This is a genomic window from Barnesiella sp. WM24 (assembly GCF_004570975.1).
In the GTDB taxonomy this organism is placed as follows: domain Bacteria; phylum Bacteroidota; class Bacteroidia; order Bacteroidales; family Muribaculaceae; genus Muribaculum.
In genome coordinates, this window is sequence record NZ_SPPC01000018.1 from 1 (window position 1) to 12,696 (window position 12,696).

8 protein-coding genes are annotated in these 12,696 nt (G+C 48.9%); 3 read left to right on the forward strand and 5 right to left on the reverse strand.

The window, feature by feature from the left end:
• Positions 1–382 precede the first annotated feature (382 nt).
• Entirely contained in the window at positions 383–4,012 is a 3,630-nt protein-coding gene (gene dnaE, locus E4T81_RS14910) for a DNA polymerase III subunit alpha (protein ID WP_135045953.1), read from the forward strand.
• Between the two features lie 82 nt (positions 4,013–4,094).
• Positions 4,095–4,409 carry a thioredoxin gene (gene trxA / locus E4T81_RS14915; protein WP_135045955.1) on the forward strand — a complete coding sequence of 105 codons (315 nt, stop codon included), beginning with the start codon at positions 4,095–4,097 and terminating at the stop codon, positions 4,407–4,409.
• A gap of 86 nt (positions 4,410–4,495) precedes the next feature.
• Here the strand turns inward: trxA and E4T81_RS14920 are convergent, their stop codons facing one another.
• The 5 genes from E4T81_RS14920 to E4T81_RS14940 form a co-directional block, all read right to left on the reverse strand.
• A complete protein-coding gene (locus tag E4T81_RS14920; RefSeq protein WP_135045957.1) occupies positions 4,496–4,972 on the reverse strand; it encodes a DUF456 domain-containing protein in 477 nt (158 codons plus the stop codon).
• A gap of 74 nt (positions 4,973–5,046) precedes the next feature.
• Entirely contained in the window at positions 5,047–5,607 is a 561-nt protein-coding gene (locus E4T81_RS14925; protein ID WP_135045959.1) for a 30S ribosomal protein S16, read from the reverse strand.
• A gap of 147 nt (positions 5,608–5,754) precedes the next feature.
• Positions 5,755–7,755 (reverse strand): glycoside hydrolase family 97 protein, encoded by a 2,001-nt coding sequence (locus E4T81_RS14930; RefSeq protein ID WP_135045961.1) that lies wholly within the window; start codon positions 7,753–7,755, stop codon positions 5,755–5,757.
• A gap of 2 nt (positions 7,756–7,757) precedes the next feature.
• Positions 7,758–9,293, reverse strand: a complete 1,536-nt coding sequence (locus E4T81_RS14935; RefSeq protein WP_209308211.1) for a glycoside hydrolase family 43 protein — start codon at positions 9,291–9,293, stop codon at positions 7,758–7,760.
• Positions 9,294–9,415: 122 nt separating this feature from the next.
• Positions 9,416–11,410: a fructose-1,6-bisphosphatase gene (locus tag E4T81_RS14940; protein ID WP_135045965.1), complete on the reverse strand. Its 1,995-nt coding sequence runs from the start codon at positions 11,408–11,410 to the stop codon at positions 9,416–9,418.
• A gap of 238 nt (positions 11,411–11,648) precedes the next feature.
• Here E4T81_RS14940 and E4T81_RS14945 point away from each other — a divergent pair, with 238 nt between their 5' ends.
• Positions 11,649–12,686: a DUF5119 domain-containing protein gene (locus E4T81_RS14945; protein WP_135045967.1), complete on the forward strand. Its 1,038-nt coding sequence runs from the start codon at positions 11,649–11,651 to the stop codon at positions 12,684–12,686.
• Positions 12,687–12,696 lie beyond the last annotated feature (10 nt).

A 12,696-nucleotide genomic window follows, 5' to 3' on the forward strand; every position in this document is an offset into this window, starting at 1 on the left:
TGTATACGAAGCCCCCGACTCGTCGCTCGACTTATTTGGACTTGAATTGACTTGAGGCATTATTTCATTAATGCTCTTGTACTGTTTCTTGTCTATTTAATCATTTCAATGTTCTTGCGCTTTCGTTATCGAATCACTTTCGTTTCGTTCTCAAAAGCGAGTGCAAAGTTATGCGATATTTTTGAACCCTCCAAATATTTTTGCAAAGAATTTTTCAAGGCAAAATGAACAATTTGTCACAAAAGTATGTTTTATAACATTTTACGCGATTTTACCGATTATATATTTAACTTTGGTTAACAATTGGCTTTTCTTAAATTATCCTCAAGCCGCCCTTTTATCAATAATTATCCGTATCTTTGACAAAAAGAAAAAAACACAGATGCTACCATTTATACACCTCCACGTACACACCCAATTTTCGGTGCTTGACGGACAGGCGTCGGTGCCGGCGCTTGTCGACAAGGCTATCGCCGACGGAATGCCGGGACTTGCTATCACCGATCATGGAAACATGTTTGGCATAAAAGAGTTCTATAATTATGTAAAAAAGAAAAACGGTAAAGTAAAAGACCAGATAGCAGAAGCCGAAAAAGCGCTAAAAGAAGCTGAAGAAAACGGTGATGAAACGGCTGCAACAGAAAACAAGCAAAAGATAGAAGACTTGAAAAAGAAAATTTTCAAGCCTATTTTCGGCTGCGAGATGTATGTCGCCCTAAAATCGCTGCATGAGCATGTTGATAAAAAGGATACCGGACGCCACCTTATCGTGCTTGCCAAAAACGAGACCGGCTATCACAACCTGATCAAGATTGTGTCGCAGGCATGGACAGAGGGATTTTATTCTCACCCGCGTACTGACAAAGAAGCGCTCGCGGCACATCACGAGGGTCTGATCGTATGTTCGGCATGCTTAGGCGGCGAAATACCAAGGCTTATACAAGCCGGAGAAATCGAGGAGGCCGAAAAACAGGTGCAGTGGTTTCAAAGCGTATTCGGCGATGACTATTATATAGAGCTGCAACGCCACAAGACCAACAAGCCCGGCGCCAACCGCTCGACATATGAAGTGCAGGAGTCGGTAAACCCCGAACTAATAAGAATCGCGCGTAAATATAATATAAAGATAGTCGCCACTAATGACGTGCATTTTGTCAACGAGACCGACGCCGAGGCTCATGACCGCCTCATATGCGTGAGTACAAACAAAAATCTCACCGACGAGACACGCATGCGCTACACAAAGCAGGAGTGGATGAAGACCCAGGCAGAAATGAACGAAGTCTTTGCCGACCTGCCTGACGCGCTTACCAACACGCTTGAGATTCTTGACAAGGTGACCACCTACTCTATCGACCATAAGCCGATATTGCCAAACTTCCCGTTGCCCGACGGATTTACCGACAATGACGACTATCTGCGCTATCTCACTTATGAGGGCGCAAAGAGGCGCTGGGGCGACAATCTTGGAGAGGTACACCGCGAAAGACTTGATTTCGAGCTCGACACGATAAAAAACATGGGTTTCCCGGGTTACTTCCTCATCGTGCAGGACTTCATCAGAGCCGGACGCGAGCGCGGAGTGTCAATCGGTCCGGGACGTGGCTCGGCTGCCGGTTCGGCGGTGGCATATTGCCTTGACATAACCCAGATAGACCCGATTAAATACGACCTGCTCTTTGAGCGTTTCCTCAATCCCGACCGTATATCGCTGCCCGATATCGATATTGACTTCGACGACGACGGACGCGCCGACGTGCTTAGATACGTAACCGAAAAATATGGTGCAGAAAAGGTGGCGCGAATCATCACCTACGGCACCATGGCTGCGAAATCGGCAATAAAAGACGTGGCGCGCATAGAACAGCTTCCGCTTTCCGAAAGCAACCGTTTGACAAAGCTCATACCCAAGCACATGCCTGAAGTCAACGGAAAGGAGCTAAAACCCACGCTTAAAAACTGTTACGAGCATGTGCCGGAATTTCAAGCCGAACTAAAGAGCCATAATCCGCTCATAATAGAGACATTACGATATGCCAAAGAACTCGAAGGCAATGTCAGGAACACGGGCGTACACGCCTGTGGAGTCATAATCGGACGCGACGACATAACCGACTGGGTACCCGTCAGCACCGCCACCGATAAAGACGGCTCCAAGCAGCTTGTGACACAATATGAAGGAAGCGTAATCGAGGACACCGGTCTTATAAAAATGGACTTCCTCGGACTAAAGACATTGTCCATCATAAAGGAAGCCATCGCCAATATCAAGCAGACCCGCGGCATTGACGTAGACATAGACACTGTGCCCATCGACGACAAAAAGACTTATGAACTTTACTGTGCGGGAAAGACCACCGGCACATTCCAGTTTGAGTCGGCGGGCATGCAGAAGTATCTCCGCGAACTCCAGCCGACAGTGTTTGAGGACCTGATCGCGATGAACGCCCTTTACCGTCCGGGGCCTATGGACTACATCCCCGACTTCATCGCCCGTAAACACGGCAAGTCGCCAATCGTCTACGACATCCCCATCATGGAGCAGTATCTCAAAGACACATATGGCGTCACTGTATATCAGGAGCAGGTCATGCTCCTGTCAAGACTGCTTGCCAATTTCACCCGAGGCGAGAGCGACACACTCCGTAAGGCCATGGGTAAAAAGCTCATCGACAAGATGAACGCCCTAAAGGCTAAATTTCTTGAAGGCGGTCAAGCCAACGGACATAAAAAAGAGGTGCTTGAAAAAATATGGGCCGACTGGGAAAAATTTGCCTCTTACGCCTTCAACAAGAGTCATGCGACCTGCTATTCATGGGTTGCGTTCCAGACCGCCTATCTCAAAGCCAATTATCCCGCCGAATACATGGCAGCGGTGTTAAGCCGCAACCTCGCCGACATCACAAAACTCACCAACTTCATGGATGAGTGCAAGTCGATGAAAATAGATGTACTCGGCCCCGATGTAAATGAATCGTTCTCGGCATTCGGTGTGAACAAGGACGGAAACATACGCTTCGGACTCGCTGCCATCAAGGGCATAGGAGTGAATGTGGTAAATGAGATTATACGCGCCCGAAACGAAGGGGGCACCTTTACTGACATATATGACTTTGTAGAACGCGTCGACCGCTCGGCAATAAACAGGCGCACACTCGAAAACCTTGCCAACGCAGGCGCGTTTGACTGCTTCACCGACATAAAGCGGGAAGACTATTTCGAACAAAACAACAAGGGAGAGACCCTTGCCGAACTGCTTGTGCGTTACGGACAAAACTTCCAGAACGACAAGAGCAAAAATGAAAACTCCCTTTTTGGCGACTTCGACGACAATCTTACCGTAGCCGGCCGACCGCCGGTAAAACCGGCACCGGAACTTCCGCTTGCCGTAAAGCTTGAGAAGGAGAAAGAGCTTGTCGGGATGTACCTGTCGGCAAATCCTCTTGACCCCTACTATGTGGAGCTGCAATACGGATGCACCACCCTGAAAGATTTCTCTTCGGAAGAAGACATAGCTCTCGGAAAGGAGATCACGCTCGGCGGAATGGTCACGGAATTTGCTGTAAAGCAGGGCAAAAAAGGACCTTTCGGCATCATGAAAATCGAAGATTACTCCTCGGCAGCCGAGTTTATGATGTTTGGCAACGACTTCCTGAGCTTCCAGAAGTTTGGTGTGCCGGGCACGATTGTACGCTTAATCGGCAAATATGAAAACATCTACGACCGTGTAAGATTCAAGATAATAAATATCTCGCTGATGGAAGATGTAAAACGCGACCTTGTGTCACGCATCACCATCGATGTCAGCGCCGACCGCCTTAACGAGAATCTCCACAAAGTGATAAAGGACTATGTAAAGAGCAAGGCCGACGACGGGAAACAGCTATATTTCCGAGTGCGCGAACCGGAGCTCAACCGCTCTGTAAGGCTTGGAGCATCGGTAATGGTGTCACTTGAACGCAAATTCCTGAAAGCTCTCAGCGACATGAACCTAGAGTATGACATTGTGTAAAGTCAATGTTGCGTAAAAGCGTAATCTTTTTTAAATTTGTCATCGGAAATTATTCACAATAATATAAAAAACATATCCAATTATGGCATTTCAATTTACTGACGAAAACGTAAAAGAATCAATTGCAAGCGGAAAGCTTGTTGTGGTAGACTGCTGGGCGACCTGGTGTGGACCCTGTGTGCGCATGAGCCCCATTATCGATGAAGTAGCTGAAGAATTTGGCGACAAGGCAATCATAGGCAAATACAATGTCGATGAGCAAAACGACCTGTCGTCAGAGTATCGCATCATGTCAATACCGACAATACTCTTTTTCAAAGACGGCAAACTTGTAGACCGCCTCGCCGGTTCTCAGTCAAAAGCCACTCTTGATGAAAAAATAAACAGCCTGCTCTAAAAACCGGCTAAACAAATAGACAACAGCGGCAACAGAAGTCATCATGCTCCTGTTGCCGCTGTCATTTTTTATAAAAATATCAAAGCTTATATAATCGCTGCAATTGAGTAACATGTAATGACAACCGTCACTACAAGCTTAAACAAGAGTCCACACACAAATCCCGCAAGCGAACCTGCTCCCGACCTGAAAGCGTCGGTCACACTGCTCCTCCCGATGAGCTCGCCGATGAATGCCCCGACAAACGGACCGACAATCAGTCCCCATGGCAAGAAAAACAATCCGGCAAACGTGCCGGCAATGCTCCCCCTTTTACCGTAAGGTGTCCCGCCAAACCATCTTACTCCAAGCGTCGGTATAATATAGTCGGCAACAAGAGTAAACAAGACAAGCACCCCCAGCACAAGGACAGTAAGCCATCCTATATGAGCTGCTGCCGGAGTAAGAAGCAAAATCAGATAACCCACCATGGCAAGCGGAGGACCGGGAATGACCGGCAAAAAGCAGCCGACCACTCCACCGAAACACATAAGCAGGCTCACTATATAACAAAATATATCCATAATACTTGCAAATATACAAAAAAAGAGGCTGCTTTGACACAGCCTCTTCTAAATTGTAAATCTTAAAGTAAAGATTATTCTGCAGCGGGAGCCTCAGCCTCAGCAGCGGGAGCTTCTTCAGTTGCAGCAGCCTCAGCGGCAGCAGCGGCCTCAGCCTCAGCCTTAGCGGCAGCGAGTTCAGCCTTCTTCTTTGCAACTTCTTCAGCCTTAGCCTTATTCTTGGCAGCCTCAGCCTCAAAACGCTGTTTTACTTCCTGTTCCTTCTTGCTTGCCATAGTTGCCTTTGCAGCGTCTACGGTAGCCTGACGGTTGGTCTTCCAAGCCTCGAAACGACGCTGAGCCTCAGCCTCGTCAAAAGCGCCCTTCTTGACACCACCCTGAAGGTGCTTCATAAGGAGCACGCCTTCGTGAGAAAGGATTGAACGCACTGTGTCGGTTGGTTGAGCACCAACGTTAAGCCAATACAAAGCCCGCTCGAAGTTTAAAGTTACTGTAGCAGGATTAGTGTTCGGATTATAAGAACCTATCCTTTCAATAAATTTACCATCTCGTGGTGCCCTGCTATCGGCGATTACAATAGGATAAAACGCATAGTTCTTGCGACCATGACGCTGTAATCTGATTTTAGTTGCCATTGATTAAATTGAATTAAGTGGTTTTGTATTGCAAAATGCGGTGCAAAGGTAAACATTTTGAATGAAACTGCAAAACATTTGCCATCTAACTTTCTAATATTGTTCGCAGAACGTGAAGTGAACGTGAAGCCGAACGTGAAGGCATGACTATTTTTGCGGTTTGATTATAGCGGCAAAGCCTCCTCCCGAAGCCATTACCGCGTCAAGCGACGACGATGAATCGACCTTAACACTGTTGCGGCGGCAGTCAGCACCGTTACGCGCCACGTTGACTCCATCGCTCATGGTAACCGCCTCATATCCCACTCCGGGAGAAAGAAACGAAAGCGGCAACTCCAAAGAACGCGGGGTCATCGACGTAAGCGCACCGACATACCATGTATCGCCCTTACGACGGGCTATCGCGACATACTCGCCCACTTTCCCTGAAAGGACCTGAGTCTCGTCAAACACCGTAGGTATCTCAGAGATAAATTCAAGGCTCTCAGGATTGGAGCGATAAGCACCGGGTGAGTCGGCAAGCATCTGCAACGGAGCCTCATAGACCACATACATGGCAATCTGATGGGCACGTGTGCCAAAACTCATCGGCGTGTCGTTTATGCTACGGTAATTTCCGGGAGCCGCATTCACCATGGCTCCAGGTGTATAGTCCATCGGACCGGCAGCCATGCGTATAAACGGAGCGGTCACATCATAGCGCATCACGTCAACACCCGGCTTGCCATCCACCACAGGAAGCCATTTATAGTTTTCAAGTCCCTTGACTCCTTCAAAATTCACGACGTTAGGATATGTGCGCTGTATGCCGGTAGCCTTCATTCCGTGAAGGTCAAGAAGAAGATGATTGGCGGCCGCGAGGTCGGCTATACGTGTCATCGATTCAACCACGCGCTGGTCGTCACGGTCAAAGAAGTCAACCTTGAATCCTGCGACCCCGAGTCGGGCATAATGAGGAAATGCCTCAGCCATTTCTTTGTCGACATCGCGCCAGCGAGCCCACAAAATCACCCCTACACCTTTTTCCTTGCCATAACGCACCACTTCGGCGATGTCAATGTCACTGACCGGCTGCATCAATGACTCGCGGCTCCATCCTTCATCCACTATGATATATTCAAGACCGTTTTCTGCGGCAAAGTCGATATAATGCTTATAGGTCGGTGTATTTACGCCGGCCACAAAATCCACTCCGGTCACGTTCCAATTATTCCACCAGTCCCATGCCACTTTACCGGGCTTTATCCAGCCGGTGTCGGCAATTCGCGACGGCGCGGCAAGACGCTGTGCCATGTCACAGTCGGCAAGGCTGCCGTCATCTGATGTCACCACTACAGCTCGCCATGGCAGCTCTACATCTCCATCGATCTCAGCTATATAGGGTGCGGTCTCTGTCGGTATGAGGTTAAGACGGTTAAAACCGCCTACCTTTTCCGAAAGAGGCACCGGGGCAAACCGCGCCTCAACCGAGTTGGCATCCTTACCTTTGACTAAAAACATGCCCGGATAGCCCTGAAGGTCACCTTCCATAAGAAGCGCCTTTCGATTGCCCGGCAACTCGACCATAAGCGGCACTATCGCAAGCGAGTCGGCATACATCTCTGACAGCGGCGACTCATCATAATAAGACTCAAACGAATAACTGTAAGGATAGCCGCTATCACGCAGGTCATTGACATAGGGCACAAAAGCCTTGTAATCGCCCGCAAAGTTAAACACGGCTTCCTCCGAGGTCACATGACGCTCGCCCTTCCCGGAGAGCCGCAGACGATAAGCCGCACCATCGTCATAAGCGCGGAATATGACCGAAAGTCCGCCCGACAAGCGCAATGTCATCTCATTATAAGCGTCTTTTACCTCTGCCTTTTTATAAAACGGGGTAGCAAACGAGCTGTCGACGCTACGTCGGCTCACTTTGCTCACTCTCGGATTTTCACCCGGCAATTTACGTTCACCCAGCGACAGGGAGACGGGAGAAGGCGTGATTACACTTACCGAGTCATGACACAGCGACCATGTAAGCCTCTTGCCTGCGTCAACCGTCACGACAAGATGTCCGTCGGGCGATGACAGTTTATATTCCTTTGCCTGCAAGGCATTTGCAGCAACGCCGCTGATAGCGGTGACTGCAATCAAAAGTTTTTTCATAATTATTCAGGTTGATATGTAAATGATTTGACCACGGCTGTGCCGTCGCCGGTAGCAAAAAGTCCTATTGTAATGCCGGTGAACCCTCCGGCTGTCTCGGTAGACAGATAGCGGGTGTCAAGTTGACCGAGCGAATATGCTTCGTCTCCGATAATACAGGAGAAATCATATCTTTCGGCTGTGCCCTTGACCCTCAGCTTGACGGCTGTGCCCGGGGCTATGCCAACGGGCAGCGAACGCGAACCGCTTATGGAGTTAAGCTGATAGTGCAACACGGGATATTGCTTTCCATCGGCACGCTGTTCAAGGAATATGTCGTAATGAGACATCGCATCCATGTAGACCGAGACACCGCCTTCGGCACCTTCGGCTGAACCGACAAGCTCCATCTCCGCCGTGACGCTGAAATCTATATCCTGCTGCCTTACAGCTACAAATGTTGGGCTGCCAAGACCGTTAAGTGTCTCCGCGCTACCCTTCAGCAACAATCCATCAGCAGTAAAGGCATAGTTATCAGTCACGGGATTACGCAAAAACACCCAATTATAAGGGAACCGGTCCATTTCGGTAAAATTGCAGAATATGCTCCTCTCAGTGCCGGCAGTCTGCGGGAGTGTCGCGACATTCATTTCAGTAGCAATCGTGCCGTTGCCATTCACCACGGGCCAACCGTCGGAGTTCCAAGTCACCGGGGCAAGATAAGTCTCACGTCCTGTCAGATGCATGTTGTTGGTCTGCGGACGGAAGGCAAGACACACCATCCACCACGAGCCGTCGTGAGCTTCGACAAGATCGGCATGTCCCGTGCCCTGGATTGGGTTATCCTGCGCAATCTGACGCTGATGATATAGAATCGGATTATCGGGGTTTGCCTCATAGGGGCCATATATGTCACGGCTTCTGGCAATCGTGACCATGTGTCCCATCTCTGTGCCACCCTCAGCAATCATGAGATAATACCATCCGTCCTTTTTATATATGTGAGGCGCTTCAGGATGACGCCCGCCGGTGCCGCCCCATATGCGGCGCGACTCCGTCAACTGCCGTCCCGTGGCAGGATCTATCTCGCAAAGCCATATCGCCCCGTCGGGATTTGACACAAAATAAGTCTTTCCGTCGGCAAACAGGAGCGACGGGTCAATACCTCCCTGGTCAAGCCACACCGGCTCGCTCCAGGGTCCGGCAGGATCGGTCGATGTCACTAAAAAATTACCTCTGCCATTGTCACCGTTGCCGACATTGGTAGTAATCATGTAATATGTGCCATCGTTGTAACGAATCGTTGGGGCATATATCCCCAGCCATGCAGAAGCTCCCTTCAAAGGCAACTGCGACTCGCGGTCAAGCACATTGCCTATCTGTGTCCAGTGAATAAGATCTTTACTATGAAATACCGGCACTCCGGGAAAAAACTGAAAGCTGCTGTTTACCAGATAATAGTCATCGCCTACACGACATACACTCGGGTCGGGATAAAAACCGGGAATCACCGGGTTGACATACCCCGTGACCGAAGCTTCACCGGCAATACCGGTCATGGCAAGAAATGAAAGTGCCGCTAAAAAATGTTTCATGCTAAGAAGGTTAATCAGGTTACAAATATAATGATTTTACACTAATATTCATAACCATATTCATGACAACCTTCCCCAATACTTTTTTAATGCTCTTTTATTATGCCGTTGCGGTAGGCGTAAAGCAATTCGGTAAGTTCATCAATCTGGCTCAGCAATTCCTTGCCCTTGTCGGTGTCACGCACACGCATTCGCTTCTGGCTAAGCTCAACAATCTGTGTGGTGCTTACAATGTCAGTCCCGGTTGATATGGCCTCGGCCGCCGAGGTAAATGGCTCATGCTGCACGAGCTGCAGTCCGCGGCTATGATAGACCAGGGTGTATCCGGCAATGCCCGTAGTGCCGTGGTAAGCCTTTGCAAAACCGCCGTCTATTACCATTAGCTTGCCGTTGGCTCTTATCGGTGTCTCCCCCTTATTGATTCTGACCGGTACATGCCCGTTTATGATATGGCGGTGCTCGCCCCCGACTTTAAACGCATCAAGAATCATGTCACACACCTGTTCACTGTCACGAAGAGTGTAGTAGTGACCTTTCTCCTCCTTGTGTGTGGCGGGATCGACAAGGAAATAGCGCTCAAATGTAGCCATCTTGGACTTGTCAAAAAGCGGAGAGTCGGGACCACACCAAAGATACCAGTAGTAATCGCGTGCAAATTCACGGTCGGCGGCATCGGCATCATCATTAAACGCCGAGCGCATGACCATGCCTATACGCCGGAACAACTCGCTCCCTTTATATCTCTGTCCGCGCAGCTCAACTTCTTTCAGGGAGCCGTCGGCATTCAATGGCATAGATGCATGGAAAAGCAGATTGGAATTATATACGCCATACATGCTGCCGTGGGAGAACAGGCATTGTATGTGCTTGCGCAGCTTGTCGCTGATGCGGAACGAATGATGCAGTTTCTTTACAAGCTCTGCTTCCTCAGTGGTGAGACTATACGGGTCATCGGGATTGACCGTAGGAAAATGCGTATCCTTCATCTCGTAGTCCTTCCCGTCAAGAGTGAACACTTTGCGCCCGAAGTCGATGTGGCCGAGCAGCTTCCTGTCCTGCATGCCCCATTCCGGATATTTGTCGGCAAGAGCCGCCTCAAGTTTAAACTGGATTATACTTATGGCTTTGTGCATCTTGGCTATAAGCCGCTGGGTCTTTTCCGTGTGGGTCGTGTCTTCCGGATCAAGACGCGGACCAAACCCGTTGCACTCGTCATCGCCGTAGGTCTCCATAGCAAATGTTGCGAGCGGAACCAGGTTTATGCCATAACCGTCCTCTATAGTAGCCATGTTGCCATAACGCAGCGACAGCCTCAGCACATTGGCTATGCAGGCATCGTTGCCTGCTGCCGCGCCCATCCACAGGGCGTCATGATTGCCCCACTGGATGTCAAAATTACCGTAGTCACAAAGGGTGTCCATGATAAGATGAGCGCCGGGACCGCGGTCATATATGTCGCCGAGTATGTGCAGCTGGTCGATGCTCAGACGCTGAATCACATTACACAAGGCTATTATAAATGAATCAGCCTGACCGGTAAGGATGATTGTCTCGACGATACGGTTGAAATAAGCCTGCTTATTGTCATCTGACGGAGACTCGTGGAGAAGCTCCTCAATAATATAGGCAAATTCCTTAGGGAGCGCCTTTCTCACCTTAGAGCGCGTGTACTTTGAAGAGACAGTCTGACACACACGCACGAGCTGATGCAGCGTGACATTATAAAAATCGTCAAGGTCGCTCTCGGAAGCACGTATGTACTCAAGTTTTTGTTCAGGATAATAAATGAGCGAACAGAGTTCACGTATCTCCTGCTCGCGCAACGAGGTGCCGAATATTTCAGTCACTTTACGCTTTATATTGCCTGAGGCATTTTTCAGTATATGCCTGAAAGCTTCATGTTCGCCATGTATGTCGGCGACAAAATGCTCTGTCCCTTTAGGAAGGTTGAGTATCGCCTCAAGATTTATTATTTCGGTGCTGGCGGCACTTATATTACGGAAAGTCTGTGACAGAAGTTCAAGCACACGGCGGTCATTTTCGATGCGCGCCGGGGTTATCTCGGTTGTATGTAGGGTCATTCAGATAGTCAGTTTTTACGCGGTTTCCACAAAATTAGCAAAAGTTATCTTATGAGGCAAACAAATGACTAATCGATTTTGTTTACCGGAGTCAGGGCAATTATAATCAGCATGCCCCGTCTCCTGCATTAACACACTTAAACATTAGGCATGTTATCATTGTTTATTATCTGTAAACAACCCGCAAAATAATGTTTTGAGTGAATAGTCTTATTACATATTCGTCTGTCATTGTACTGTGTGCCACGATGCTTTCACGCTTTCACGTGTGCCACAGCCCGAGGAATATGGCATGACTCCACTGCTGATTGACATGACAACCTGTATCAGAATCATAGCCGGCATATTATGTGCCATTTCAGTTTATGGCTGCACCCAGAAAGAGCTTGTTTTTCCGGGTGAGGAGATGGCTACTGTTTCTGTGAGATTCATGTGGGACCACGCTGAAGAAGCCTCTGTCGACGGAATGACGCTATACTTCTTTTCTGCCGACGGAATCTCCAAAAACTGGCGTTTCGATATAGCGGGACGCGATGGAGGCAAAATCGAGATTCCTATAGGTCGATACCATATGGTCGCATGCAACAATGACCTGCCGGGCATAGAAATTGAAAACGCCGACCAATACAGTTCAATCAGCGCCACGGCACGCCGATGGATTACCACCGGCACCTTCACCTCAACCGGCATGCTTTACGGAAGCACGGTAGATGACATCTATGTGACACCATGCGGAGTCGCTTACGAGACACCATCAGGCGAGACAAAGGAATGTGACCACAGTCTTGTCAGATGCTTTCCCGACTCACTTTCGACACAATATACCGTGAGCATTACCAATGTCTCCGGGCTCGAACATGTCAGGTCGGTATCGGCGCTCCTTTCGGGGGAAGCCTCGGCTCTCACCCTTGCCGAACATTTGCCGTCAGGCTTCGGACAAGAACTGTCATTCGGACTTCTTGCCGACAGGACTGACAACCGACTTTACGGTTCGGGATGCGCATTCAACTATGATGACGGGCGCATGGAGCCTTACATCCTGTCGATAATCGTAATGCTCGACACCGGAAAGTCGTTGAAAAAAACAATCACTCTGACACCCGAAAACATAAACATATTATCAAGACACAATGTTATAATAAATGTAAATGACTTTGAAATTCCCGATGAAAGCGACTCTCCGCCGGAAGATGTAGGCGACATCAATGTTTCAGTAGACGGATGGAATGTCATTGTCATCGACATTTATAACACTTACAATAATTGGAAAGTATAATATAATTAAG

Excerpts from the sequence above, each read along its gene's own strand:
- E4T81_RS14940 (WP_135045965.1), bottom strand. The coding sequence starts at position 11,410 with ATGACCCTACATACAACCGAGATAACCCCGGCGCGCATCGAAAATGAC.
- E4T81_RS14920 (WP_135045957.1), bottom strand. The coding sequence starts at position 4,972 with ATGGATATATTTTGTTATATAGTGAGCCTGCTTATGTGTTTCGGTGGA.
- E4T81_RS14935 (WP_209308211.1), bottom strand. The coding sequence starts at position 9,293 with ATGACCGGTATTGCCGGTGAAGCTTCGGTCACGGGGTATGTCAACCCG.
- dnaE (WP_135045953.1), top strand. The coding sequence starts at position 383 with ATGCTACCATTTATACACCTCCACGTACACACCCAATTTTCGGTGCTT.
- trxA (WP_135045955.1), top strand. The coding sequence starts at position 4,095 with ATGGCATTTCAATTTACTGACGAAAACGTAAAAGAATCAATTGCAAGC.
- E4T81_RS14930 (WP_135045961.1), bottom strand. The coding sequence starts at position 7,755 with ATGAAAAAACTTTTGATTGCAGTCACCGCTATCAGCGGCGTTGCTGCA.
- E4T81_RS14925 (WP_135045959.1), bottom strand. The coding sequence starts at position 5,607 with ATGGCAACTAAAATCAGATTACAGCGTCATGGTCGCAAGAACTATGCG.